Genomic DNA, 26,661 nt, shown 5'->3' with positions numbered 1-26,661 from the left:
GCTAATTATTAAAGATATTGTGGAAAGATGCGGTGGGGATCCTAATAAAGTGAATGAAATTTTAAATCCAGAATGAGGTTTCGAACACTTATGGCGTCTCGCTCGTGTCCTACGAGAAAGTTATAAAAAAAACCTCGCATTTTGTGAGGTTTTTGTGTTTTAGAGTGCAGCAGAATTTTAAGCAAAAAAGTCTTTAAATTTTTTATTGGACAGTATTTTTTTTTATGAGCCTGAAAAATGGTTTGCTTTTCTTCTTTTTCGAATTGCTAAATAAGCTTTATTTGTTCAAATTCTATCGTCTTTAGGTTAGTATTAGAATGAATACTCAGCCCAGAAAGTTATTACAGCTTTACAGAAAATCGTTATATTTACTAGTATCGAGACCACTTGGGAAATACAAGGGTTAATTTTGCAATAAATGAAGGAGGAACTCTTGAGGTCCTCGATACAAATAATTACTATGCCTTTGGAATGAATCATATTGGCGGTATGAAAAGCTTATTGGGAGGATATCAGAATTACAAATATAACGGTAAAGAGTTACAAGAAAGTGGTATGTATGATTATGGAGCGAGAATGTATATGCCGGATTTGGGAAGATGGGGTGTCGTTGATCCGTTGGCGGAGAAACATAGGAGACATAGTCCTTACAGCTATGCAGTAAATAACCCAATTAGATTTATTGATCCTGACGGAAGGGATATTAAAATTGGTGAACATATTTATTCATATAAAAAAGATCGAGACTATAGTAAATATAATACTTTTGAAAGTAATGCTTTTAAGGCTATGGATAAATTATATTCTTCAGGGGCAATGAAAGTTGATATAAATGGAAAAAAAGTTGATATGTTACAAACTTTGATTTCTGATAAAAAAAATACAATTAGTATTGCACAACAAAATCCTGATAGCAAAGATTATCAAAAAAATGGGAATAATTATGATCCCAGTACAAAAACTGTAAATTGGCGTGATAAAGATGGTATTACATTTAGAAAAGATGTTACTCAACCGAATTCAGGTACTAATCAAGGAAAAAACTCTCCAATATCTTTGCTATCACATGAATTAATTCATGGTTATAATGATACTCAAGATGCTAATTATAATAGTCGAAAAGCAGATAAGACAACAGCAGATGAAGGTTTAATAACATCTAGTGGTGTGAACTTATCTTTTTCAAATGCGGAAGAAAAATATACTACAGGATTGGCAAATCAAGTCAATGATAATTTGGGAGAAGATAGAAGGGTTAATTATGGAAAAAATTATTATGAAACTAATAACCCAGAAACAACAGATTCAAAATAAATTAGAATAATGAAAAAATACTTATTATTTTTAATATTAGTAGTGTCTACATCTTGTCAGCCTACAAAAAAAATATTGAATATTTATATCCATAACTCTTCATTAGACGGAGGAGAAATCTTTGGAAATCCTAAAGAAAGTTTCTTTGGTAAAAAAGCAGTAGATATAAAAAGAATAAATATTTATGAAGCTACGAAATATACTACTGAATTAGCTTTGATAAAAGGAAAACTTATTAGTTCACCATATGCTTTTAATTCACATACTTTAAAGTCATTAGATGGGAAAGATATGCTTGATGGCTACTATAGTCATGCTTTTGTATGGGGCAAAAACACTTTATATAGTGATGATACGATGAAATCTTGGCTATATATTGATGAACCTAATAATGTAATTAAAACGATATATTATGAGAGTGAATTTTTAGATAAAGAATTGAAATAGAGTTATATATTGTCTATATCTATGGACAGATAATAATAATCCTCACGCTCGTTCTTTACACAACAAAACCCACCGCAATTGAGGTGGGTTTTGTTGTTTCTATAATGCTGCAGAATTTTTAGCAAAAAAGTCTTTAATTTTTTTATTGGTAAGCATTTTTTCCACGAGTCTGAAAATGGTTTTCTTGTTCAAATTCTATCGTCTCTAGGTTAGTATTGGATTGAATACTTACCCCAAAAGGATTTTACAGCTTTACGGAAAATCGTTATATTTACCAGTATAGAGACCACTTAGGAAATGCAAGAGTCAATTTTGCTAAAAACGCCGCAGGAGCTCTGGAAGTTACAGATACTAATAATTACTATGCCTTTGGAATGAATCATATTGGAGGAATGAAAAGCTTATTGGGAGGATACCAGAGTTACAAGTATAATGGTAAAGAGTTACAAGAATCTGGAATGTATGATTATGGAGCAAGAATGTATATGCCGGACTTAGGACGTTGGGGAGTCGTGGATCCGTTGGCGGAACAAATGCGTCGTCATAGCCCTTATAATTATGCTTTTAATAATCCAATAAGATTCATTGATCCAGATGGAATGAAACCTACAGATGATTACAAATTATTAAAGAATGGTAATGTTGAGCTTATACAAAAAACTCCAGATAAATCGTCCGATACGTTATACGCTACAGACGACAAAGGAAAAGTCGATACAAGCAATAGTGTAACAGTGAAAAAAGAAACTGCTGAAAGCGGTTCCATAATTTCACAACTTTCACAAAACCTGAGTTACGGAGAGACAGAGGCAACAAAAAATATAAGTTTTGGTACTACTACAAGTGGTTCAGATGCGGCCAATGTATTTGAATTTGCGGCCAATAATTCAAATGTAGAATGGGCTGTGTCGGGCCATAACAATTATTCAGAATATGTAGTTGCAACTTCTCATGGAGAAAATACTGGAGGCAAAGAGGTTGTGTCCCCTGTAGGGTTGTTTATATATTGCGGCAAGAATACTAATTTTATTATGCATGATCATCCATTTACTAATGGTCCATCAGATCCTGACAAGGCATCCGTTAAAGATGATACTTTTCTTAATTACATATATTTTCAGGTAGACCAGAAATGAGAGATAGACAAGGAGATGTGACACGTTATAACAGTAATCAAAACTTTACACCAAAGAATTATCTGAATAAGCTAAACCAATTTCAAATGTTTAAAAATGGGAAATAAAAAATACTACACCGTTTTAGGATTACTTTTTTGTAATTTATTTTTTTCACAGAATCTAGATGAAATTTTCATCAATAAAACTCTAAAAAAAGAGGTAGAATTTTTTATTAAATTTTCTGAAGCATCCATAGATAATGAAATAGAAAATCTAATCATCAATAAAAAGGAAGATAGCATCCGTATTCTTCAAAAGAAAAAACCTTTTATTATTAATATTTATGGAGTTTATGAACCAAATAATAACCAGATAAAAGAATTGGTTATATACAGGGATGAAAAAAATAATAGGTTAATTAAAGATTTAGTTTTTGAAAAAGGTAAAGTTCATTTTATACTAAAAGAGGAAGATAAAAAATTCTTTGGAGATGTTTTGCAACAAGATATTATAGAAATAGACCCAGAAGTATATCTGATTGTGAGAAACCTGAAAGGATATATAAATTATGATTATATTAAGCAAATAAATAAAAATAAAGTTTGGAATAAGCAAAAATTAATGAGGAAAGAGATTGAAACAAAAGATGATATAAGGAATTATCTTACTTTTTTTATTAATCAAAAAACAGGAGATTTAGAAAATATGGGATTTTTAGTACAAGACAAAGAAACTTTTATAGAGACCAGATTTGGAGCATCTTGTTTAAATTGTCAACCATGTAGTAATTAGATAATATTCCGCATAATGGTGCAGTATCTCGCTCGTATCCAATTATATAAAATCTATGAGCTTTAAGCTAATAAAAATAAGACCACCGCAACTGCGGTGGTTTAAGATTAAAAAGATCATCTAGGAAATGCAAGAGTTAATTTTGCTAAAAACGCCGCAGGAGCTCTGGAAGTTACAGATACTAATAATTACTATGCCTTTGGAATGAATCATATTGGTGGAATGAAAAGCTTATTGGGAGGATATCAGAACTATAAATATAATGGTAAGGAATTGCAGGAATCCGGAATGTATGACTATGGAGCGAGAATGTATATGCCGGATCTTGGACGTTGGGGTGTTGTAGATCCGTTGGCGGAGAAATACAGGAGATGGTCTCCTTATAATTATGTAATGGATAATCCACTGAGATTTATTGATCCAGATGGTAGAGGTGTAGAAACAGTAAAGCCAACTAACGAAGCGTCTTTAAAAGCTATTCAAAATACTTTACCAAAAGAAGACAGACAATTTGTAAAACTTGATAAAGATGGAAATGTTGATAGAAAAATATTAAATTCTCACAAAAGTACCAGTGGTAATTATTCAAATTTATCAGAGCTTGTAAATTCTGAAACAACTATTGAATATACGGTTGGTAGTAGTGTTAGCTATTATGATAAAAAGGGAAATTCTAGAAAAGATGATGCTTCAGAAATACGATATGGAAATCCTGATAAAGGAATGCATGTAAGAACAGGGGAAAGTTCTGATTTAATGGGAACAACATTGGTGCCTTCTAATGATAAGAGAACATCCGAGAAAGTTAATCTATCTACAAATAATAATTTACAAGTGTATACTAATGGTAACTTAAGCGAAGAAGGACAGGCTCAAAATGCATCTCATGAATTGATAGGAGGGCATGCTTTATTTTATGTGAGAGGAGAAACTTGGGTGCACCAAGTAAAAGGAAGTAAATGGGAAGGGGATACTCTGATAAGGATAGAGGGAAATAACAAGTTACAAGAATCAATGACTAAATCAATAGATGAAACAATAAATAACATGAGATGAGAGTAAAATATAAATTATTTTTTATACTATTTTTTTTAAATATAATCTATATCAGTTCACAAAAAAAAGATGTGGAAATAAAAAAAGATAGCTTGAAGTATAATGTGTCAGGAAAAAATATTATCTATAAAAGGATTATAATTAAAAATAATAGCAAAGAGCGAATGATATTTTGGATAACAAAAAATAAGGAATGTCCTCAGGAATATTTTGGGATAAAAGGAGATTTTTCATTAAAAGAACTTTTAACTGAAGATAGCTTAGAAAATTTTAATACTTATCCTATAATTTTCTTAGATTTTATAAAAATATTAAAACCTCAAGAAGATTTTTATTTATTATATAATGATCGCAATGAGCCATTTTTAAATATTTATAAAGAGAGAGAACTCCCAATGGATATTTTATCTGCAATAAAGTATGCTGCCAAAAATTATGAAGAGAGATTTTATCCGCAAAATATGATTTTTTTACCTGATTTATAAACCCCACGTGGGAGTGAGCGTCTCGATCTTATCCCATTGAAAATTTATAATAAAAGCTTCGCAAAATTGCACTGCCCCCAAAAAGTTAGACACTTTTTAGGGGCTTTTTTTATGGAACAATCAAAGTACAGTTTAGAATTTAAGAAAATTTGTGTTACTAAAATTATTAATGAACATTATTCGTTAAAATTATTAGCACAAGAGTTTCATCTCGAAGCATCAATGATTAGCAGATGGATTGAATACCTAGCCCAGAAGGATTTTACAGCTTTACGGAAAATCGTTATATTTACCAGTATAGAGATCACTTAGGAAATGCAAGAGTGAATTTTGCAAAAAATGTGGGAGAAGCTCTGGAAGTTACAGATACTAATAATTATTATGCCTTTGGAATGAATCATATTGGAGGAATGAAAAGCTTATTGGGAGGATACCAGAATTACAAGTACAACGGCAAGGAGCTACAAGAAAATGGGATGTATGATTATGGAGCAAGAATGTATATGCCGGATATTGGAAGATGGGGTGTTGTAGATCCACTGTTGGAGAAATATAGAAGACACAGCCCTGACAATTATGCAGTTAACAATCCAATAATGTTTATTGACCCAGATGGTAGAGATATTAAATTTGGTGATAATGTTTATTCATATGAAAAAAATCGAGATTACAGTAAAATTAAAAATGAATTTGATAGAAACACTTACGAAGCTTTAGATTATTTATATTCTACTGGCGCTCTTAACGTTACAATTGGTGAAGGTGAAGGAGCTAAAACAGTGAACATTATGGATGAAATGATTAATGATAAGAAGAATACGTTTACAATTAATGAACAGACAAAAAGTGGTGAAAAAAATGAATATGATCCAAATACAAAGTCAGTCAAGTTCAATCCAAAAGAAGCTGTAAGGTTTAGAAAAGATGGTGCTAAATCGACATTGGAAGAAGGTAATATTGGTTATAACAGTCCTTCCTCAAGGCTTGGGCATGAAGTTATTCATGGATATAATCATCTTTTTGATTCAAAATATGGAGAAAGGAGACGGAATGATTATTCTACAAAATCTGAAAAATCAATATTTACACCAGATGGAGCAAATCTTAGGTTTAAAAATGAAGAAGAAGAATTCACAACTACAAACTTAGGTAATCAAATGAACAAAGCATTAACTGAAGATCAAAGAACTAATTATGGTATAATACCTTATCCTGTAGGAAGTGTGAAATCTATAAAAGAAGTTAAACCACCAACAACACCAACACCATGATAAAAATAAAATGTTTTTTACTAATACTTTTAATTGCTACATCATGTACAAGTCAAAAAGTTGTTATGTATTATTATAATGGATTAGATCTAAATAGCAATAGTACTTGGGGATCCTCACTTCAAATTTTCTTTTTAGAGAATCGTGATATGATGAAAGAGGTAATAACAGACAAAAATTTGAAAAATGAAATTTCAATAATTAAAGAAAAAATTACTTCAAAAAATAGAATTATTGTCCCGGATGATGGTAATTATACATTTGCATTTATTAATAAAAAAGACACATTATTTGCAGATGATCGACTCGAATTTTGGAGATATAAGGATAAAGGAGTGGCATATAAACTGAATGATACTTCAAAAAATATAATACTGAAGCATTATAAGCTGAATCCTAACCAACAATAATTGCATAATACTACGATCATATCACTCCTAGTATTGGGAATTTATAATAAAAACCTCGTATTTTTGCGAGGTTTTTGTGTTTTATAGCGCTGCAGAATTTTCAGCAAAAAAGTCTTTAAATTTTTATTGGTAACCATTTTTTCCGTAAGCAAAAAATAGTTTGCTTATATTTATTTTTGAATTATTTTATCAATATCATTTAATCCAAGAAGGAAATCCCTTGTAACCATGAAAATAAAAGCTAAACAAAATACATGAAAATAATATTAAATGTTTTACAATTCGTTTGTGTTGCTTCTTCTTTAATTTTTATCTTTTATCTATTAATGGCATTAGGAAGCAGTCATAAAATTCCGCTTCAAACATATCTTAAAATAGTAATTGCAATTTTGATTCCCACATTTCTATATTTTTATATTAGTTACCTTAAAAGAAAAGATTAATACTCCAAGCTGGTGCAATCTTCTCTATCTTATTATGTGTTTGCATTTATTATTGAAAAAGATACATTATTTGCAGATGATAGACTAGAATTTTGGAGATATACTGATAAGGGTTTGTGGTGTAAGTTGGATAATATCACAAAAATAGAAATATTGAAACATTATAAACTTAACCCTAAACAATGGTAAATGTAACAATATACAAAATCGGCGAACTCTTTTGAGGCCGCCGATTAGTATATTTAAATAAATCAATTACAATTTATTCAAGATCATATTTTTGAATAACCTTCTGAGAAACTCCAGTGTTACTGAAACCACCATCGTGGAATAAGTTCTGCATCGTTACTTTTTTAGTAAGATCAGAGAATAAGGTTACACAGTAGTCTGCACACTCAAGCGCTGATGCATTACCTAGTGGAGACATATCTTCAGCATATCCTAAGAAACCTCCGAAACCTTTTACTCCGCTTCCAGCAGTAGTAACAGTAGGAGACTGAGAAACCGTGTTTACACGTACTTTTCTGTCACCCCAGTAGTATCCGAAAGTTCTTGCAATACTTTCTAAGTATGCTTTGTTATCAGACATATCATTGTAGTCAGGGAATGTTCTCTGAGCTGCAATGTATGAAAGTGCTAAAATACTTCCCCATTCATTCATACAGTCTTTTTCCCAAGCCGTACGCATTACTTTATGGAAAGAAACTGCTGAGATATCCCAACCTTTTTCAGTCCAGTCGTAATTCATTTCTGTATAATGTTTCCCTTTTCTTACATTTACGGACATTCCTATAGAGTGAAGAATAAAATCTATTTTCCCGAATTTTGCTATTGCAGCGTCAAAAAGTTTTCCAAGATCTTCTGTAGAAGTAGCGTCTGCTCCTATAACTTCAGAACCTGTTTTCTCTGCTAAACCATTAAGTTCTCCCATTCTCAAAGCAATCGGAGCGTTTGATAAGATAAATTCAGCACCTTCTTCATGACATCTTTCTGCAACTTTCCATGCGATAGATTGTTCATTAAGGGCTCCAAAAATAATTCCCTTTTTGCCTTTAAGTAAACCGTATGACATAATTTTCTAATGTTTATTAATATATACAAATGTAGCAATAATTTGTGTTTAGAGCATAATAAAAAAACGGAGCCTTTATAAAAAAGCTCCGTTTTTCTTGAAAATATTTATATAACTGAAATTTTTAATTGGTTTTCTTATTCCATTCCGCCTTTACATCTTCTGCTGCATCTTTGGTTTTCTCCCAAGCATCACTCGCCTGATCTTTTACGCCTTCCCATGCATCAGATACATTTGCTTTTACTTTATCAAGCCAGTCTTCATGGCTTGCCTCCTCATCATTTGCTCTTTTCTCATTAATATAATCCTTAGCTTTATCTGCTAGTTCATTAACTTTCCATTTTGCTTTTTCAGCCGCATTCTCTAAAGAGTTTTGTGTGTTGTTTACCGCGTCTTCCGCTTTGTTGTAATCCGAATTATTCATAATGTTTAATATTTTTTGCGTGTTGATAATAAATAAACAATAACCATTCCTAAAGCTGGATGCTATTGTTAAATTTTTCATAATATTTTTACATGCGCTTAAAAATTTTCATATTCGTTTTTTAATTGATAAACTTGTTTAAACTTTTTAATTTAACCACAAAAGAGATAAAAGATTAGCATATTATTTATTTAAGTTCATAATGAACTGCAAACAAGAACACATAAGTTTAAAAAAATCTTTGATTTTTATTCTTTTGTAAGCTTTGTTTTCAAATAGTTCAACTTTAAATGATTCAATAATAGCTTTTGTATCTTTTGTGGTTAAATTTTTTAATTAGTTTAAACAGGCTTGATACTAACATGTTATTGAATAGTATTTTAGAATATCTGAAGGAAGATAATCTGAACACAAAATGTCAAAATAAGATGATCGAAAATCTGATTTGAAAGAAAATAGCTGAATTTTTGAAAGTTTTATGATAAGATTACCTAAATGTACCATCCTAAATGGGTCTGGAAAAAATTAAACAGTCTATGGGGATATTCAATGATGAAAATACTAAAATATTTTCCGAAAAGAAAGTGGTAGCGGTAAATTCAGAAGTTATAAGAAATAATTAAAAACTTTAGAAATACTTCCAAATATAAAAAAAACGGTACTGTTTTTCAAAATAAATGTAGGGTTTTATAAGAAAAAACGGGCTTAAAATACTTGTTAATTTTTTTTTAAAGTTTTCATAACGATTAAATTCTCAATTAATTTAGTGGAATGTCTCAACAATTAATACTCGAAAATTTAGTATTTATAGGTGTTTTTGAGATATAAAGTAAGAGCATAAATTAGTGAAAATATCATCAAAAACTGTTTCATTGAATTGTGAATAATTAAATTTTATTCACAATTTTGTGGTATTTATTTAATTAATAAATAATATTAGAAATACTTTTTATTAGTTTAGTTTTTTTATATGCCCATGAATAAAGACTTTACAGAGGAGTTTGTGGTGGCGTTTTTTCATTAAACGGTGAGTAAGTTACCTATTAGTCACTCTCTAGTGTGTTTATTGCGAAAAATTCAAAATATTTGATGTTTTATTGAAAATATCATATATTTGCAATCGAAAAGTACATAAGTAATTCATAAATAATTATACCCAAGTGAAAAATTTTATTACCGCTGTTGGACTATTTTTAGTCTTTCATAGCTTTGTCTATGCTCAAGTTGGGATAGGAACTCCCAATCCAAATACCTCTGCAATGTTAGAAATTAACTCTAAAAATAAAGGATTACTCATTCCAAGTATCTCACTAAGCTCATTAACAGATGCTACTACTATTGTATCTCCGGCAACCGGATTATTGGTTTGGAATAACGGATCTGGGAGCTTGGCAGCAACAGGGTTCTACTTTTGGAATAACAGTCAATGGAACTTAATATCCAGTGGGTCAGGGTCTAATAATGGAATTACTGGCGGTTCTTCGGGATGGAATACTACAGGTTCAAATGCAGGTAACTATTCATCAGCCAATACACCTTTATCTTTAGGAACATCTACGTTAGATGATTTAGTATTTAAAGTAAATGGTGCTACAATGGGAAGATTAGGAACAAATAATTCCATAAGCTTAGGTGCTTCGGCTAATGCAGCTCAAAACGGAATTGCAATAGGAAACTCAAGTGGTTCATATCAAGGAATTGCTATTGGTACAAATGCTTCTGTGTCAGCTAATGAATCTGTGGCAATTGGAGCTAATACACAAATATCAGGATATCAGTCAACAGCGTTAGGATTTAATGCAAAAGTAACGGTAAATGAAGCTACGGCTGTAGGAAATAACTCTGAAGCTAATGGTTTCCAGTCAACGGCAATCGGGTATGGTGCAAAGACAACAACCAATGAGGCAACAGCCATAGGGAAAAATTCTACGGCAGCAGGTTTTCAATCTATTGCATTAGGATATAATGCAAAAACAACTTCTAATGGAGAAACGGCGTTGGGAATTAATTCTCAGACCAATAATCAAAACTCAACAGCGTTAGGCTCAGGAGCTTCGGCAACTGGACAATTTTCAACGGCTGTAGGGTATGGTGCTTCTACAACACAGGCGAATGCTATTGTTCTTGGAAATAACAACGTCTCAGTAGGAGTTGGAACTAATTCTCCAAATAATACAACCAAGATTGATGTAAACGGACAGTATAAATTAGGAGAAAAGGGAAGTGTACAAAAGAATCAGATTACTTTTGAGATTTGGCCATCTGTTTCTATCAGTAATTTACCTTCCGGAAAAACAACAACCTTGAGTTTTGCCATTCCGGCAGCGTATCAACCCACTTCAACAAAAGCATCTATCGTGGTATCTCCGGCTAGTGATTTTGCAGGAGTTTCGGATTTCGGAATTTTAAACCCAAGATTAACATCCACTTCAAACATTACGATTGCTTTAAGTAATATTTCAGGGAATGCAGCAAGTCTTAATTCTGCTCATTTTTATGTAACGATTAATGAGTTTTAATACATTTGATTTTTGAATATTATTAAATATATGAATGAAGAGACTTCGAATTAATTTTTGAAGTCTCTTTTTTATAATATATTTTAAGTTGGTGATATGGGCTTGATTGAATTTTTATAAGTTCACAAAACGATGTTATCGGTTAAATTTTCTAAATAAATTTGTAATCTTGGAATCGTTAAAGAATACGAGAGGAATTGCCATGAAAAAATAAGAGAGGGTTTCAATATTGAAACCCTCTCTTATGTGTTTTAGAGCTTGTTTAGATTTTAATAATTTGTCTTTTATGAACAAATTATTATAGCTGTTCATCAATTTTTACCATTAAGATTTTATTTAGAAATGAAGAATATTAAGTTTAGTTTTGTTTTAAGGCTTGAAAATCTATTTGATTTTTCTTAATTAAACTTAACTTCTTTAATCTTCTTAATGGTTTAAAAGTTTTTTTAATCTCTAGACTTCCCTTAGTTATTCACTGAAATTATTACAGACGTTTAAAATTACTTAATAATTCTATCAAGAACCCAAGTAATCAGGTTCTTTTCAGAAGCATGATGATCTGCAGAGAATTCTCCACGTCTTCTGTTGGCAATTACGTTATTTACGGTAATCGCTTTATGTCCTAATAACTTTGAAAGTGCATAGATTGCAGAAGTTTCCATTTCGAAATTGGTAACTCCTAGCTCATTTAAAGTTTCCAGAAATTTATCATCTAAAGCTTTTAAACGAAGCTGTCTTCCCTGTGGAGCATAGAATCCTGGGAAAGTAGCCGTATTTCCGTGGTATTTGGCATCTTTATATAGTTCTCCCAATTCTTCTGACCAATCTGCAAAATAAAGCATCGGCTTGATTTTCGCATATGGAAATTTCTCCATAAAGTTTTTTGAGAAATCGTTTTCAAACTCATAATCTTGGTAGAAATGCATTAATCCGTCTAATCCAACAACATTTTGGGTAACCAGCATATTGTCAACCTGTACGTCAGGATTTACACTTCCACAAGTTCCCATACGGAACAACTGAAGAGATTTATGTTCTTTTTTAAATTCTTTTTCTTTTAGATCGATATTCACCAAAGCATCAAGCTCGTTCATTACAATATCGATATTTTCTGTACCAATTCCTGTAGACATTACAGAAATTCTTTCGCCACGCAATGTTCCTGTGTGGGTATAGAATTCTCTTTTGTTCTTTTTAACCTCTACTTTATCAAAATATTGAGACACTTTCGGTACTCTGTCCGGATCTCCTACAAGGATCACTTTATCGGCAATATCTTCAGGTAAAAGGTTTAAGTGGTACACACTTCCGTCTTCATTCAGAACTAACTCTGAGGCAGCAAGTTTGTTTAGCATAATATGATTTATTTTTTTTGATCAATGAAAATAGCACCTTTATAAGGAGATGCTTCGAGTTCGTTAACAGAAAGGTATTCTTTTACCATTTTTCTCTGGCCGCTAGAAACTTCGTAAACGCTAACAGTCTTTTTGTCGTCTTTTCTTTGAGACGAGATCTCATACAAATGATTGTCTTTGTTGAGAATAGAAATCAATTCTTCTTTTGTTGATTGATGATAGGTATTGATTCCCGGAAAATCTACGGCAACATCTTTTAATGTTTTGTAGCTTTTGTAGGGCTTTGTTTCCCCGTTGGAGTAAAGATAAACTTTAGGAACAGGTTGGTCTTGTGAGAGGCGAAACAGATAATAATCATTACCTTTCTTTTCTGCATAAACGGCCTTTTCCTGTCCCAGTTTTTGAGCAACGGCAGTCAACGAAAAAAGTCCTGCCACAAAAGTCAGTAATAATGTTGTTCTCATATTTAATTTTGATTTGTTGTAAATCTTTAAAATCCTCCCCAATATCCTTTCTTCATTATTTTAAAACCGGTCTTAGAAAGTAGCGACCGTTTTTGAGTATGATGAATTTGATTTCGGGGTTTAAAATTAATAAAAATTCTTTGAAGTAAAATATAAACATTATTTAATCCTGAATTAAAGTTAAGATAACTTACGAATGATAGCTTTGCTGTTAAAAATTTAATGAGATCTTATCCGTTAGTTATCATCATTTTGTTGATGGGTTTTGCAATAATGTCATTTAATCCTACTGATACAGGTGTAGAAAATGAAAATACCATTGTTAATAAAGGGTTAACCGATTTTAAAAGCAGACTTGAGCAACTAAAAACTGATGTACACCAATTTTCTGAGGATAAAATCTCTCTTGAAGATTTACAAAAGTCATTAAGCAATGCTCGAAATTCTTACAAAGAAGTTGAGTTTTACATTGCTTATCATTATCCGGAATTTTCTAAAACGCATTTGAATGCAGCGCCATTATTTCATATTGAAGCAGCAGGAACCTCAGCATATACATTGCCTCCGGAAGGCTTGCAGGTTTTGGATGAATTGATATTCTCAGATGAAGCAGCCGAGAAAAAAGAGGAAATCAAAACCATCACTAATTTCTTGTATAACAGTTATGCAAGTTTTTATTTAAGCTCTGTGAAAAATGGGTTGAGTAAAGGAAATAATAAAACATTGCCTTTACGAATTGAATTGATCAGAATCTATACGTTAGGCGTAACGGGTTTTGATACTCCTGGTTCTTTAAATGTTTCTGAAGAAGCAGGTCATGCCTTGTTGGGAATGAAAAAATACATCAATAATGATGTTTACTTTAAAAATTATTCTGTTCAGAAAGCCAATGGAATTTTAACGGAAAGCATTGATTACCTTTCAAAAAACAAAGATTTTGAAACTTTTGACAGAATAGAATTCTATAAAAAATATATTCAGCCGTTATATGAAGAATTCGGAAACTGGGACGGAAATTCAGATGATCTGAAAGAGTTTTCGGGTTGGAATGTGAAAAGTAAAAATCTTTTTGCAAGCGATTTCCTTGATCCATATTTCTACACCTTATTAAAATCTTCCGAAGATAATCCAGATCTGAGAACATTAGGAAAAGAAATCTTCTATGATCAAAACTTAAGTGATAACAGCAAAATGAGCTGTGCAACGTGCCATTTGCCTGAAAATGCTTTTACAGATTTAAAAACGAAATCTCAAAGTAATGTGGAAGGAAAAACGGTGTTAAGAAACTCACCTTCTTTATATAATGCAGTTTTTGCCAAAAGGTTTTTCTATGATTTAAGAGCTTTTTATCTGGAGCAACAAGCGGAACATGTAATTTACAATGAAGATGAATTCAATACAAGTTATGAAAGCATCATTAAAAAATTAAAAACAAAGCCGGAATATAAGAAAGCGTTTCGTGCAGCTTTTAAAAACGGAGAAATAAGCAAAGAGAATTTTTCTAAGGCATTAAGTTCTTACGTGGCTTCTTTGTATTCTTTTGAAAGTGATTTCGATAAGTTCATGAGGAATGAAAAAGAAATTTCTGATGATGCCAAAAAAGGTTATAATCTTTTCATGGGGAAAGCAAATTGTGCGACTTGCCATTTCGCGCCACACTTTTCAGGATTGGTTCCGCCATTCTTTAACGAAAATGAATCTGAAGTATTAGGCGTGACCAAAAAGCCCTTGAATCAACTTCCGATAGAATTAGATACCGATAAAGGAAGAGTGAACAGTCCTGTGAAAAAAGAAAATTCTTGGATCTATGAGAATTCATTCAAAACTGTTACTGTTAGAAATATTGCGCTTACAAAACCGTATTTCCATAATGGGGCTTTCAATACATTGGAAGAAGTGATGGATTTCTACAACGAAGGCGGCGGTGAAGGAGCAGGGTTGAAAATGAAAAATCAAACATTGCCTGCGGATAAATTAAACCTTACTCAGATTGAGATTAAGCAGGTTATAGCTTTCCTGAATACATTAACCGATATAAGTCAAACAAAAAAATAAAATACTTGTGAAAGGGTGGTTTAACGAATGTAAAAGTCAAAAATTGCAGTTCCTTATCCACTCATTCACTTTTTAATATTTTTTTAATTTAACATAAAATTAATCTAATTAACATTAGGTTCCTGATTTATTAATATTCAGCTAAACTTATTTAAAGTCTTATTAATAGAGGGCTCGTGATTAAAAAATAGTTTTGCAAGGTCTAATAAATCAAAATTAAAATGAAGAAAAAACTACTAACAATTGCAGCGCTTGGATTAATGACAAGTTCTGTATTTCAGGCACAAACTTTTGTATTCAACAAGAATTCCTCATGGAGCTACAAAGACAACAATCAGGCACAGGTTGCTCAATGGAAAGATAAAACTTTCGATATTTCAACTTGGACAGTAGGAGCGGGTCCTCTTGGTTACGGAGATCCAGTTACTACAACCATTAATTCAGGTCTTATCACTGCTTATTTCGCTAAAGATTTCAATGTCAACTTATCTGACTTAAGTGACACTATGGAATTGGGTGTGATGAGAGATGATGGTATCGTAGTATACTTGAATGGAGAAGAAGTGGTAAGAGACAATATGCCTGCCGGTGTAATTGATTTCAATACATGGTCTAGTACAACCATTGACGGGGCTGCAGAAAGCGTGTATAATGTTTTCTCAATTCCAAAATCAAAATTCGTTAACGGAAACAACAGAATTTCTATCGAATTACACAACAGAGGAGCGGCAAGTTCAGATCTAAGAATTGATGCTTATCTTAAAACAACAGGTCCTGTAACAAATCCTACAGCTTGTAATTCAATGCACATCAGTTGTTTTACTTCTATTGTTCCAACAGCACAAACAGGGAAATTAATCATTCCTACAGAACATAAATATCAACTTGTTTTAAAAGAAGGAGATAATTATACAGAAGGTGGCGGATTAGTTGGCGGTCAAAATGACTTTACGGCATATGTGGCTAAAAATGCAAGCAGCACCAACGGTTACCTTTCTGTAAACCACGAAACAAATCCGGGTGGCGTTACTATGGCGGAAGTTAACTATAATGCTTCAACAAAGCTTTGGCAATTAACAAGATCAAGAGCGGTAAGTTTCTCGGCACCAAGCTTGGTACAAACGATCAGAAACTGCTCTGGAGGGGTTACACCTTGGGGAACGGTTGTTACTGCTGAAGAATCTGTAACATCAAATGATTTGAATGGGGACGGAATGAAAGACTACGGATGGTTGGTAGAAATTGACCCTGCTACGGCTCAGGTTATTTCTAAAAATGCCGATGGGTCTAAAGGAAAACTATGGCAAATGGGTATTATGAACCATGAAAACGTGGTGATTAATAATGCAGGAACAATTGCTTATTATGGGGAAGATGGCGGAACTCACATGGTTTATAAATACGTTATGGATACGCCAAACAATCTTTCTTCAGGAAATCTGTATGTGTTAAAATTAGATCAGGGATTAAGCACAGGAGGAGATCCTGTAGGAACTACTGCAACGTGGATTCAGGTTCCTAACAAAGAAAAAGCAGATCAAAATAATACAGCTACACTTGCTCAGTCATTAGGTGGAACAAGATTTAATGGAATAGAAGATGTAGATATCAGTCCATTAGACGGGAGAGTATATTTTACGGCAAAAGGATTAAACAAAGTATATCGTTTACAAGATAATGGAACTACCGCTTCCCAGGTAGAAACTTTCGTAGGAGGACTTTCTACTGTATATTCTTTCACAACAGCGCAAGGAACGAAATCTGAAGCTTGGGGAGATGGTAATGACAATCTTACTTTCGATGAATTAGGAAATCTTTGGGTTCTACAGGATGGTGGTAAAAACTACATTTGGGTAATTGCTCCTGATCATACACAGGCTAATCCAAAAGTAAAATTATTTGCTTCTATGCCGGCTGGTGCAGAACCTACAGGTCTTACATTTACGCCAGATCATAAATTTGGATTCTTCTCTATCCAACATCCGGATTCTACAATTCTTACGGATGTAGATGCAACAGGAAATACAATTGATTACAGAGGGAAATCTGCAACTATCGTAGTGGCTCTTAAAGATAATCTAGGAACAACAGGCTCTTTAGGAACAATTGAGCATGTTGCAGAAAATACAGTGACAGTTGCTCCGAATCCAACTTCAGGAATGGTGAAGATCAATTCAGCAAAAGGACTGAAAGATATTTCTGTAACAGCATACAGTATGGATGGTAAAATTGTTTTCACAAAGAAATTTACAGGTTCAAACAAGTCATTAGATCTTGATTTCACTTCACAACTTGAAGTTTCAAGAGTGTTGATTTTGAATATTGAAGCAGAAGGTTTCCAAAAAACAGTGAAGCTTCTAAAAAAATAGTTATTTATAATTTTTAGCTGCCGGTAATTTATTATCGGCGGCTTTTTATCTTTTCCTCATTAATGATGTAAATAAAAACAAAAATAAGATACTTGCTAGTGGGTTTCTAGGGGGGATTTTTTAGTTCTTAATATTTAATTTCGCATTAGTTAATGTTTATTTAAAGTCATATAACCGGCAAATCCGATTAAAAAAAATATTTTTGTAGGGTAAAAAATCTACAAATGAAGAAAAAATTATTAACGCTTGCAGTGCTTGCAATTGCAGCAAGTCCTGTACTTAATGCGCAAGCATTTATTTTCGACAAAAACTCGCCCTGGAGTTATCAGGACAACAATCAGGCTCAGCCAAATCAATGGAAAGATAAAACATATGACATTACTTCCTGGGCTGTAGGAAACGGGCCTCTTGGTTATGGAGATCCTGTAACAACTACCATTAATTCCGGGCTTATCTCGGCATATTTTGCAAAAGATATTGATGTGGATTTATCTGAACTTACAGATACTCTAGAATTGGGAGTCATGAGAGACGATGGCATTGTGGTATATGTTAACGGACAGGAAATACTAAGAGATAATATGCCCTCCGGTCAGATTGCTTTCAATACCAGAGCAAGTAGATCTATAGAGGGTGCTGCAGAAAACATATACAATGTGTTTTTAATTCCTAAATCAAAATTTATTAACGGTAAAAACAGAATTGCAATAAGACTTCATAACAGAAGTGTTTCAAGTTCAGATTTAAGAATTGATGCCTATCTTAAAACTACCAATGTTACGGTAGATCCTATTAATTGTAATGCCAACCATATCAGTTGTTTTACCTCTATTATTCCAACCTCACAAACCGGAAAACTAATTATTCCTACAGAGCATAAATATCAGCTTATTTTAAAAGAAGGAGATAGTTATACAGAAGGTGGCGGAGTTGTTGGAGGACAGAATGATTTCACAGGATATGTAGCAAAAAATGGCAGTTCTACAGACGGATATTTAGCCGTAAATCATGAAACGAACCCTGGTGGAGTTACTATGGGAGAAGTAAACTATAATGCTTCTACAAAACTTTGGCAGTTAACTAAATCAAGAGCGGTAGATTTTTCTGCACCTAGTTTGGTTCAGACCATCAGAAACTGTTCAGGAGGGATTACACCATGGGGAACAGTTGTTACTGCTGAAGAAAGAGTAACTTCAAATGATGTAAACAATGATGGCTATAAAGATTATGGATGGTTGATAGAAATTGATCCTGCAACGGCTGAGGTTATTACCAAAAACGAGGATGGTTCAAAAGGAAAGCTTTGGCAGATGGGTATTATGAATCATGAGAATGTAGTCATTAATAGTACAGGAACAACAGCTTATTATGGAGAAGACGGAGGTACCCACATGGTTTATAAATATGTTATGGATACTCCAAACGATCTTTCTTCAGGAAATCTTTATGTATTAAAATTAGATCAAGGGCTTAGCGGAGGAGATCCTGTGGCTACTACAGCGAGCTGGATTCAGGTTCCGAACAAAGAAAAAGCAGATCAGAATAATACACCAACTCTTGCTCAATCTCTTGGAGGAACAAGGTTTAGTGGAATAGAAGATGTTGAAATTAGCCCAATTGATGGTAAAATATATTTTACAGCAAAAGGATTAAATAAAGTTTACCGATTAAAAGATGATGGAACCACAGCTTCAGAAGTTCAAACTTTCGTTGGAGGAGCTTCTACGTCGTATTCTTTCATGACTGCACAGGGAGCAAGGTCTGAACTTTGGGGTAACGGAAATGATAATCTTACTTTTGATGAATTGGGTAATCTTTGGGTATTACAGGATGGTGGTAAAAACTATATCTGGGTAGTAGCCCCGGATCATACACAGGAAAATCCTAAAGTAAAATTATTTGCGTCAATGCCAAGAGGTGCAGAGCCAACAGGTCTTACTTTTACTCCGGATCATAAGTTTGGCTTCTTCTCAATTCAGCATCCGCATTCTACAATTTCTACAGATGTAGATGCAACAGGAAATACAATTGATTATAGAGGAAAGTCTGCAACAGTTGTTGTAGCTCTTAAAAATAACTTAGGAATTGAAGGTTCATTAGGAACTATTGAAAACAAAAAAGGAAATACAGTAACAGTTACTCCAAATCCAACTTCAGGAATTGTTAAAATCAATTCTCCAAAAGGATTGAAAGATATTTCTGTAACAGCTTACAGTATGGATGGTAAAATTGTTTTCAATAAAAAATTCTCAGGAACAAACAAATCTTTAGATCTTGATTTTACTTCTCAGCTTGAAGTTTCAAGAGTATTGATATTAAATATTGAAGCTGATGGTGGGTTCCAACAAACCTTAAAGCTTTTAAAAAAATAGTTATTATAATTTTTAGCTGTCGGTAATTTATTATCGGCGGCTTTTTATCTTTTTATATATGAAAAAACTTTTCTTTCTTATTTCTATTATATCGCTTCATCAGGCAAAAGCCCAGATTGATCCTGTGAAATATCCTACATATACCAATGTTGATGACGCGTTAAAAAGTAGAAAAACTGTTTATAGCATGAGCTTCAGAGAAAAAGGACTATTTAATGTTCCTCCTCAGATTAAAGATCTTAAGTCTATATTTTTCCTAAATTTAATGGGAAATAAACTAGAGAAAATGGATGCTGAAATATTTGCATTAAAAGAACTGGAGATTTTAAATGTAAATGAAAACAGCATTAGATTTATCCCCGATGAAATTGGTGAACTAATAAAGCTTACGACACTTTCAATTAATTTGAATAGCCTGACAAGTATTAATCCCAATCTTGCAAAACTGCAAAGCTTAAAAACAATTTATTTGGATGCCAATGATTTGAATGTTTTTCCGGAAGCTTTAATGAAAATACCTTCTTTGGAAGAAATCAATTTGCAAGGAAATCAAATTAGTTTTATTGCTGATGATTTACATCAAATTAAGAATTTAAAGTTTCTAAATCTTTCAGAAAATCAGATCAACGACTTAGGCAATCTAAAATTTCCAAAAGACATTAAATATTTAGAATTACAACAAAATACGATTGCCAAACTTCCTGAGAACTTATTTCATTCCAAAAATCTTGAATTTTTGAACGTAAGTGATAATAATATTCAGGAAATCTCTTCTAAAATAAAAGGCTTGAAAAATGTTGTAAGTATAAATTTAGCGAACAATAATTTAAAAGACCTTCCAACAGAAATTAAACATTTGAAAAATCTTAAAACATTGATCTTAACAGGAAATCCAATGACAAAAAACAAAATTGAGGAGCTAAAGACTTTACTTCCTCAGGCACAAATCTATTTCTAAAAATTATCTGAAAAATAGTAACCACAAAAGATGCAAAAACTCTTATTGGGATTTAAAATCAACTTAAATACTAAGGTGTAAATCTTTTGTCACTTTTGCTGTAAAGCAAAAGTTTAAAGTATTTTTAATTCTCTATTTAAATGTAAAACTATCCGCCGACTCTTTTAGTTTTATATCCCATTTCTTTAAGGATATCCATTATTTTATCACGATTATCTCCTTGAATGATAATCGTTCCATCCTTTTCAGAACCACCTATTCCTAGTGTGGTTTTTATTTTTTTTGAGATTTTCTTTAAATCTTCTTCACTTCCTTCCCAACCTTCAACAATTGTTACAGGTTTTCCGTTTCTTCCTTTTTTCTCAAACTTACATACCAAAGGCTCTTTCTGCTTAAATTGCTCTTCAGGCATTTCAAAATCCTGCTCTTCGTGAGTCGGAAAAAGGTTCTTCAATTGATCTCGTAAATCCATAACGCAAAATTAATAATTATTTTTATTCCAAAGCGGGTAAATAAAAAGATTGAATTAAAAAATATACGCAATCATCTGCGAAAATCTATGTAATCTGCGGGAGAAAATAAAACTCAATCCTAGCATTCGTGAAAATTTGTGTAAAACATTTGTGAAATTTGTGTTTAAAATATTTCACATAGATTATATTTTAAATTTAAAAATCTGCTTAACCTGCAACATTAGCAAGAGAATAAACAAAATCTTTTAATAAAAATTTAAGTCTTTCAAATTCTTAAATTCATTCTAAAATAGATAAATTTGTAATATAAAAGTTATAAAATAATGTCAAAAAAAGCAATATTAGCGATCCTTGACGGATGGGGATTAGGTCTGAATCCGGATGTTTCAGCATTAGATAAAGCAAACACACCATTTATAGATAGTTGTTATACAAAATTCCCGCACACAACGCTTGAAGCGAGTGGTTTAGCAGTTGGTCTTCCTTTTGGGCAGATGGGGAATTCTGAAGTAGGGCACATGAATTTAGGAGCAGGAAGAGTGGTTTACCAAAATCTGGTTAAACTGAATATGGCAGTTGAAAATGGAACATTAGGTCAGGAGAAAGTTATTCAGGAAGCGTTTGAATATGCTAAAAGAGAAAATAAAAAAGTACACTTTATCGGGTTGGTTTCTAATGGAGGAGTACATTCACATATCAATCACTTAAAAGGATTTTTAACGGCAGCACAAGAATTTGGATTGCATGATAATGTTTTCGTTCATGCTTTTACTGATGGTAGAGACTGCGATCCGCATTCAGGATTTGGTTTTATTGATGAACTTCAGAAACATATGGATGCTACAACCGGAAAAATTGCTACCGTCGTGGGAAGATATTACGCAATGGATAGAGATAAAAGATGGGAGCGTGTAAAATTGGCTTATGATGCAATGGTTAATGGTGTTGGACTAGAATCAACAGATGCTTTAGCTTCAATTAAAGCTTCTTATGAGAACAGTGTTACAGATGAGTTCTTGAAGCCGATCATTATGGTTCATACTACAGAAACCGGAAATGTGGTTCCAGTTGCAAAGATTACAGATAATGATGTGGTAATTTCTTTCAATTTCCGTACAGACAGAGGCCGTGAGATTACAGAAGTACTTTCTCAGCAAGACTTCCCCGACTATTCTATGCATAAGCTGGATCTTTATTATGTAACATTGACCAATTATGATAAAACGTACCAAAATGTACATGTTGTTTTTGATGAGAATGTTCTTCAAGATACAATGGGAGAGGTGTTAGAAAGAAATCATAAGACACAGATTAGAATTGCAGAAACAGAGAAATATCCTCACGTTACGTTCTTCTTTTCAGGGGGTAGAGAAGAGGAGTTTGTTGGAGAAAGAAGATTGCTTTGTCCAAGCCCGAAAGATGTTCCTACGTACGATCTAAAACCAGAAATGTCAGCGTACGACATCACGAATGCGATTGTTCCTGAACTTGAAAATGGAACAGCGGATTTCATTTGTTTAAATTTTGCCAATACTGATATGGTTGGGCATACAGGAGTTTTCGAAGCGGCAGTAAAAGCTGCTGAAACGGTTGATAAATGTATTGAGAAGGTAGCAACGGCAGCTTATGAAAACGGATATGCTGTTTTCATTTTGGCAGATCATGGAAATTCAGATGTAATGATCAATCCGGATGGAACTCCAAATACACAACATTCAACGAATTTAGTACCATTCATCGTGATGGATAAGGATCATACCTGGAACCTAAAACCTGGAAAACTAGGAGATGTGGCACCAACTATTCTTACTGCTATGGGAGTAGAGATCCCTGAAATCATGACTGGAGATGTTTTAATTAGTTAAAATCAATAATAAAGTTAAAAAAATACCGTTATATTTATATAGCGGTATTTTTTATGATTTTTATCAGATGTTATGAGTCACATATAGTATTATGCGCCAAATAATAAATAAATCATATCTTTGCAAATTAAAATTTAAATAGTAAAAATGTATCAGAAGCTTGTAAGGAGAGAAGTAATGGGAATTTTAGAAAAGGAAGTAGGTTCTTTTCTAGATAAATTTTTGACTCCAATTGAAAAAATTTGGCAACCATCAGATTACCTTCCGGATCCTTCAAGTGCAGATTTCAAACACGATTTAGAGGAAATTCAGACTTTTGCTCGCGAGATGCCTTATGATCTTTTCGTTACATTAATCGGAGATTGTATTACTGAGGAAGCTTTACCATCTTATGAATCTTGGTTAATGGGAGTAGAAGGAATCAATCAGGAGGAAGACAAAGTAGGTTGGGCAAACTGGATCAGATCTTGGACAGGTGAAGAAAACAGACATGGAGATTTACTAAATAAATATCTTTATCTATGTGGTAGGGTAAATATGAGACAGGTGGAGATCACTACGCAATATTTAATTAGTGATGGTTTTGATATAGGAACAAGTATGGATCCTTACAGAAACTTTATCTATACAAGCTTTCAGGAAACAGCTACCAATATTTCTCACAGAAGAGTAGGAACATTGGCAAAGCAGTCTGGAAACGGGAAATTAGCTAAAATGTGTGGTGTAATTGCTGCAGATGAAGCGAGACACGCTAAAGCTTACAAACATTTTGTTGCAAAAATTCTTGAACTGGATCCATCAGAAATGATCATAGCATTTGAAGATATGATGCGTAAGAAAATTGTAATGCCCGCGCATTTGATGAGACAATCTGGCCAGAAGGCAGGTGAACTTTGGGGGCATTTCTCGGATGCTGCACAAAGATGTATGGTGTATACAGGTCAGGATTACATCAATATTATGAAAGACTTATTGGATGAATGGAAGATTGAGCACGTAAAAGGTCTTAACGAAAAGGCAGAAAAAGCTCAGGAATATCTAATGAAATTACCGGGAAGATTACAGAAAATTACAGACAGAGTTTCTACTCCGGATCTGCAATTTCAGTTTAGCTGGGTAAAAAGTTAGTTCCATATTATCATTAAATTATAAAGTAAGAGTGCTCAATGTTTTTGGCACTCTTTTTATTTCTTATCTTTGCACTTCTAAATCATAAGGGAGCATGATGAACAATAAAAAAATTGCTGTGGATTTTGACGGAACTATCGTAGATGATGCATATCCAGCAATTGGTAAGGCGAAAATTTTCGCTTTCGAAACACTAAAAAAATTACAAGGCCAGGGATTCAGATTAATCCTTTGGACATACAGACACGGAAAAACGCTGGATGAAGCTGTAGAGTTCTGCAGAAGCAATGGAATTGAATTCTATGCAATAAATTCTAGTTTTGAAGGTGAAGTTTTTGATCCTCAATCACAATCAAGAAAGCTGGATGCCGATTGGTTTATTGATGATAGAAATTTAGGTGGGTTCCCAGGTTGGGGTGAGATCTATAATATCATTAATGAAAGAATAGAATTCCGTGTGGAAGGAAAAGAAGTCTTAGCGTATTCTAAGCTTAAAAAAGAAAAGAAAAAAGGTCTTTTCTGGTAGAAATAATTTAGAAATTAGAAGTTAGTTTTTAATACTACTTTTAATTTTATCATAAGAATATAGATGTCGGAAGTTTCAATTAACTTAAATATTCATTAAGTTGTAAGTCTAATTTCTAGCATCTAATATCTAACATCTATTTAAAAATGATTCAATTAAAAACAATAGACGAGCTTCGTCTTATGAAAGAAAGTGCTCAGTTGGTTTCCAGAACATTAGGAATGTTGGCGAAAGAAATCAAACCTGGTATCACTACTTTATATTTAGATAAATTAGCACATGATTTTATTAAGGATCATGGTGCTGAACCTGCATTTTTAGGATATGGAGGTTTTCCAAATTCTTTATGTATCTCTCCAAACGATCAGGTAGTACATGGTTTTCCAAACAATGATATTGTGAAGGAAGGAGACGTACTTTCTGTGGATTGTGGAGCTATTTTAAATGGTTTCGTTGGAGACCATGCCTATACTTTTGAAATCGGAGAAGTAAAGCCGGAAGTTAAAAAACTTTTGAAAGTTGCTAAAGAATCTTTGTATAAAGGGATCGCGCAATGCGTAAGAGGAAAAAGAATCGGTGATATTTCTCACGCTATTCAGGCTCATTGTGAAAAAGAAGGATATGGAGTGGTAAAAGAATTGGTAGGTCATGGATTAGGAAGAAAAATGCATGAAGACCCTCAGGTTCCTAACTATGGAAAACAAGGAAGTGGTAAGGTGATCAAAGATGGTTTAGCCATTGCTATTGAGCCTATGATCAACCTTGGAACAGAGAAAGTAAAATTCCATAATGATGGATGGACGGTTACTACTTTAGATAACTTGCCTTCTGCTCATTTCGAACATGATGTTGCGGTAATCAATGGGAAGCCGGTATTGCTTTCTACTTTCAAATATGTTTACGAAGCTTTAGGAATCGTAAGTAATGAAGAGGAGCCTTTCCAAATGGTTTTTTAATGAAAAAAGTAACGAAGCTTTTATTAAATAAAATTCCGCGTCCGATGCTTATTAAGATGAGTATCTGGGCAAGACCTCTTATTTATCAGTTTTTTAAAGGAGAAAATTTCTATGATCCTATCGACGGAAGATCTTACCGAAAGTTTCTTCCTTATGGCTATGGAAATCAGAGAGAAAACGCTCTTTCTCCAGGAACGTTAAGTTTGGAAAGACACCGCCAAATGTGGCTGTATCTTCAAAATGAAACTGATTTTTTTATTAAAAATGCTAAAGTTTTACATATCGCTCCGGAGCAAGAATTTTTAAGGAAATTCAAAAAAATGAGTAATCTGGATTATATTTCAGCCGACTTATTCTCTCCAATTGTAGATGTAAAAGCAGATATTCTGGATTTGCCTTTTGCTGATGAAAGTTTTGATATTGTCTTTTGCAATCATGTGTTGGAACATATTGAAGACGATGCAAAAGCTATCAGTGAATTGTATCGAGTAATGAAGCCTGGCGGATGGGGGATCTTTCAGGTTCCGATGAGAAATTCATTGGAGAAAACCTATGAAGATTTCACGATTAGAGATCCAAAAGAGCGTCAAAAACATTTTGGGCAATATGATCACGTCCGTTGGTATGGAATGGATTATTTTGACCGTTTGAGAAAAGCAGGTTTTAAAACAGAACCTAATTTCTATTCTCGACAATTTACAGAAGAAGAAATTAAAAAATATGGGTTAAGACAAAATGAGATTTTGCCTGTAGTATATAAATAAAAACAAAAACGTCTTCAAATTTTTG

23 protein-coding genes are annotated in these 26,661 nt (G+C 32.9%); 18 read left to right on the top strand and 5 right to left on the bottom strand.

From position 1 onward, the window contains the following. The first annotated feature begins 387 nt into the window (after positions 1–387). From BUB80_RS23875 to BUB80_RS19625, 8 genes are all read left to right on the top strand, one after another. The gene (locus BUB80_RS23875; protein ID WP_073296724.1) at positions 388–1,314 is read left to right on the top strand and encodes an RHS repeat-associated core domain-containing protein; all 927 of its coding nucleotides are present in this window, start codon (positions 388–390) and stop codon (positions 1,312–1,314) included. A 9-nt stretch (positions 1,315–1,323) separates the two neighbouring features. Next, complete coding sequence (locus tag BUB80_RS19660) at positions 1,324–1,761, top strand: hypothetical protein (RefSeq protein ID WP_073296721.1); 438 nt, start codon at positions 1,324–1,326, stop codon at positions 1,759–1,761. 224 nt (positions 1,762–1,985) lie between these two features. Continuing rightward, on the top strand, positions 1,986–2,897 hold the full coding sequence (locus BUB80_RS23870; RefSeq protein ID WP_317043910.1) for an RHS repeat-associated core domain-containing protein: 912 nt from the start codon (positions 1,986–1,988) through the stop codon (positions 2,895–2,897). A gap of 96 nt (positions 2,898–2,993) precedes the next feature. Next, positions 2,994–3,671 carry a hypothetical protein gene (locus BUB80_RS19650; RefSeq protein ID WP_073296715.1) on the top strand — a complete coding sequence of 226 codons (678 nt, stop codon included), beginning with the start codon at positions 2,994–2,996 and terminating at the stop codon, positions 3,669–3,671. 165 nt (positions 3,672–3,836) lie between these two features. Next, complete coding sequence (locus BUB80_RS24040; RefSeq protein WP_317043909.1) at positions 3,837–4,727, top strand: RHS repeat-associated core domain-containing protein; 891 nt, start codon at positions 3,837–3,839, stop codon at positions 4,725–4,727. Beyond that, positions 4,724–5,212, top strand: a complete 489-nt coding sequence (locus BUB80_RS19640; protein WP_073296709.1) for a hypothetical protein — start codon at positions 4,724–4,726, stop codon at positions 5,210–5,212. Before BUB80_RS24040 ends, BUB80_RS19640 begins: the two co-directional genes overlap by 4 nt. A 323-nt stretch (positions 5,213–5,535) precedes the next feature. Further along, on the top strand, positions 5,536–6,483 hold the full coding sequence (locus BUB80_RS23860; protein WP_073296703.1) for an RHS repeat-associated core domain-containing protein: 948 nt from the start codon (positions 5,536–5,538) through the stop codon (positions 6,481–6,483). After that, positions 6,480–6,893 carry a hypothetical protein gene (locus BUB80_RS19625; RefSeq protein WP_073296700.1) on the top strand — a complete coding sequence of 138 codons (414 nt, stop codon included), beginning with the start codon at positions 6,480–6,482 and terminating at the stop codon, positions 6,891–6,893. The genes BUB80_RS23860 and BUB80_RS19625 overlap by 4 nt, the downstream gene beginning before the upstream one ends. Positions 6,894–7,598: 705 nt before the next feature. Here the strand turns inward: BUB80_RS19625 and BUB80_RS19620 are convergent. Further along, entirely contained in the window at positions 7,599–8,408 is an 810-nt protein-coding gene (locus BUB80_RS19620) for an enoyl-ACP reductase FabI (protein ID WP_073296697.1), read from the bottom strand. 124 nt (positions 8,409–8,532) lie between these two features. After that, positions 8,533–8,832 carry a hypothetical protein gene (locus BUB80_RS19615; protein ID WP_073296727.1) on the bottom strand — a complete coding sequence of 100 codons (300 nt, stop codon included), beginning with the start codon at positions 8,830–8,832 and terminating at the stop codon, positions 8,533–8,535. Positions 8,833–9,992: 1,160 nt separating this feature from the next. Here BUB80_RS19615 and BUB80_RS19610 point away from each other — a divergent pair. Then, positions 9,993–11,351, top strand: a complete 1,359-nt coding sequence (locus tag BUB80_RS19610; protein WP_139262804.1) for a hypothetical protein — start codon at positions 9,993–9,995, stop codon at positions 11,349–11,351. Between the two features lie 500 nt (positions 11,352–11,851). On the opposite strand, the gene BUB80_RS19605 is transcribed toward BUB80_RS19610, so the two are convergent. Then, positions 11,852–12,706, bottom strand: a complete 855-nt coding sequence (locus tag BUB80_RS19605) for a nucleoside phosphorylase (protein WP_073296691.1) — start codon at positions 12,704–12,706, stop codon at positions 11,852–11,854. Positions 12,707–12,714: 8 nt separating this feature from the next. Then, a complete protein-coding gene (locus BUB80_RS19600) occupies positions 12,715–13,170 on the bottom strand; it encodes a hypothetical protein (protein ID WP_073296688.1) in 456 nt (151 codons plus the stop codon). A gap of 222 nt (positions 13,171–13,392) precedes the next feature. Between BUB80_RS19600 and BUB80_RS19595 the strand changes: the two genes are divergently transcribed. The 4 genes from BUB80_RS19595 (at position 13,393) to BUB80_RS19580 (ending at position 20,924) form a co-directional block, all read left to right on the top strand. Next, entirely contained in the window at positions 13,393–15,225 is a 1,833-nt protein-coding gene (locus tag BUB80_RS19595) for a cytochrome-c peroxidase (protein WP_073296685.1), read from the top strand. A gap of 221 nt (positions 15,226–15,446) precedes the next feature. Further along, positions 15,447–17,594 (top strand): alkaline phosphatase PhoX, encoded by a 2,148-nt coding sequence (locus BUB80_RS19590; RefSeq protein WP_073296683.1) that lies wholly within the window; start codon positions 15,447–15,449, stop codon positions 17,592–17,594. A 224-nt stretch (positions 17,595–17,818) separates the two neighbouring features. After that, positions 17,819–19,966, top strand: a complete 2,148-nt coding sequence (locus BUB80_RS19585) for an alkaline phosphatase PhoX (RefSeq protein WP_073296680.1) — start codon at positions 17,819–17,821, stop codon at positions 19,964–19,966. A gap of 58 nt (positions 19,967–20,024) precedes the next feature. After that, the gene (locus BUB80_RS19580; RefSeq protein WP_073296677.1) at positions 20,025–20,924 is read left to right on the top strand and encodes a leucine-rich repeat domain-containing protein; all 900 of its coding nucleotides are present in this window, start codon (positions 20,025–20,027) and stop codon (positions 20,922–20,924) included. 148 nt (positions 20,925–21,072) lie between these two features. On the opposite strand, the gene BUB80_RS19575 is transcribed toward BUB80_RS19580, so the two are convergent. Beyond that, positions 21,073–21,396 (bottom strand): translation initiation factor, encoded by a 324-nt coding sequence (locus BUB80_RS19575; protein ID WP_066758781.1) that lies wholly within the window; start codon positions 21,394–21,396, stop codon positions 21,073–21,075. Positions 21,397–21,720: 324 nt separating this feature from the next. On the opposite strand from BUB80_RS19575, the gene gpmI reads away from it, so the two are divergent. The 5 genes from gpmI (at position 21,721) to BUB80_RS19550 (ending at position 26,636) form a co-directional block, all read left to right on the top strand. Next, positions 21,721–23,262: a 2,3-bisphosphoglycerate-independent phosphoglycerate mutase gene (gene gpmI, locus BUB80_RS19570; RefSeq protein WP_073296674.1), complete on the top strand. Its 1,542-nt coding sequence runs from the start codon at positions 21,721–21,723 to the stop codon at positions 23,260–23,262. 147 nt (positions 23,263–23,409) lie between these two features. Further along, entirely contained in the window at positions 23,410–24,390 is a 981-nt protein-coding gene (locus BUB80_RS19565; RefSeq protein WP_073296671.1) for an acyl-ACP desaturase, read from the top strand. A 94-nt stretch (positions 24,391–24,484) separates the two neighbouring features. After that, on the top strand, positions 24,485–24,916 hold the full coding sequence (locus BUB80_RS19560; RefSeq protein WP_073296668.1) for a BT0820 family HAD-type phosphatase: 432 nt from the start codon (positions 24,485–24,487) through the stop codon (positions 24,914–24,916). A gap of 146 nt (positions 24,917–25,062) precedes the next feature. Further along, a complete protein-coding gene (gene map, locus BUB80_RS19555) occupies positions 25,063–25,872 on the top strand; it encodes a type I methionyl aminopeptidase (RefSeq protein ID WP_073296666.1) in 810 nt (269 codons plus the stop codon). Further along, positions 25,872–26,636 (top strand): class I SAM-dependent methyltransferase, encoded by a 765-nt coding sequence (locus BUB80_RS19550; RefSeq protein WP_073296663.1) that lies wholly within the window; start codon positions 25,872–25,874, stop codon positions 26,634–26,636. Before map ends, BUB80_RS19550 begins: the two co-directional genes overlap by 1 nt. Positions 26,637–26,661: the final 25 nt, after the last annotated feature.

It is taken from the genome of Chryseobacterium polytrichastri (genome assembly GCF_900142445.1).
In the GTDB taxonomy this organism is placed as follows: domain Bacteria; phylum Bacteroidota; class Bacteroidia; order Flavobacteriales; family Weeksellaceae; genus Chryseobacterium; species Chryseobacterium polytrichastri.
Note: the sequence above shows the minus strand (reverse complement) of the source record. Positions and strands in the feature narration are given on the sequence as shown.

What these genes read in the sequence shown, in the direction of transcription:
- BUB80_RS19660 (WP_073296721.1), top strand. Translation starts at nt 1,324, where the DNA reads ATGAAAAAATACTTATTATTTTTAATATTAGTAGTGTCTACATCTTGT.
- BUB80_RS19650 (WP_073296715.1), top strand. Translation starts at nt 2,994, where the DNA reads ATGGGAAATAAAAAATACTACACCGTTTTAGGATTACTTTTTTGTAAT.
- BUB80_RS19640 (WP_073296709.1), top strand. Translation starts at nt 4,724, where the DNA reads ATGAGAGTAAAATATAAATTATTTTTTATACTATTTTTTTTAAATATA.
- BUB80_RS19625 (WP_073296700.1), top strand. Translation starts at nt 6,480, where the DNA reads ATGATAAAAATAAAATGTTTTTTACTAATACTTTTAATTGCTACATCA.
- BUB80_RS19620 (WP_073296697.1), bottom strand. Translation starts at nt 8,408, where the DNA reads ATGTCATACGGTTTACTTAAAGGCAAAAAGGGAATTATTTTTGGAGCC.
- BUB80_RS19615 (WP_073296727.1), bottom strand. Translation starts at nt 8,832, where the DNA reads ATGAATAATTCGGATTACAACAAAGCGGAAGACGCGGTAAACAACACA.
- BUB80_RS19605 (WP_073296691.1), bottom strand. Translation starts at nt 12,706, where the DNA reads ATGCTAAACAAACTTGCTGCCTCAGAGTTAGTTCTGAATGAAGACGGA.
- BUB80_RS19600 (WP_073296688.1), bottom strand. Translation starts at nt 13,170, where the DNA reads ATGAGAACAACATTATTACTGACTTTTGTGGCAGGACTTTTTTCGTTG.
- BUB80_RS19595 (WP_073296685.1), top strand. Translation starts at nt 13,393, where the DNA reads ATGAGATCTTATCCGTTAGTTATCATCATTTTGTTGATGGGTTTTGCA.
- BUB80_RS19590 (WP_073296683.1), top strand. Translation starts at nt 15,447, where the DNA reads ATGAAGAAAAAACTACTAACAATTGCAGCGCTTGGATTAATGACAAGT.
- BUB80_RS19585 (WP_073296680.1), top strand. Translation starts at nt 17,819, where the DNA reads ATGAAGAAAAAATTATTAACGCTTGCAGTGCTTGCAATTGCAGCAAGT.
- BUB80_RS19580 (WP_073296677.1), top strand. Translation starts at nt 20,025, where the DNA reads ATGAAAAAACTTTTCTTTCTTATTTCTATTATATCGCTTCATCAGGCA.
- BUB80_RS19575 (WP_066758781.1), bottom strand. Translation starts at nt 21,396, where the DNA reads ATGGATTTACGAGATCAATTGAAGAACCTTTTTCCGACTCACGAAGAG.
- gpmI (WP_073296674.1), top strand. Translation starts at nt 21,721, where the DNA reads ATGTCAAAAAAAGCAATATTAGCGATCCTTGACGGATGGGGATTAGGT.
- BUB80_RS19565 (WP_073296671.1), top strand. Translation starts at nt 23,410, where the DNA reads ATGTATCAGAAGCTTGTAAGGAGAGAAGTAATGGGAATTTTAGAAAAG.
- BUB80_RS19560 (WP_073296668.1), top strand. Translation starts at nt 24,485, where the DNA reads ATGATGAACAATAAAAAAATTGCTGTGGATTTTGACGGAACTATCGTA.
- map (WP_073296666.1), top strand. Translation starts at nt 25,063, where the DNA reads ATGATTCAATTAAAAACAATAGACGAGCTTCGTCTTATGAAAGAAAGT.
- BUB80_RS19550 (WP_073296663.1), top strand. Translation starts at nt 25,872, where the DNA reads ATGAAAAAAGTAACGAAGCTTTTATTAAATAAAATTCCGCGTCCGATG.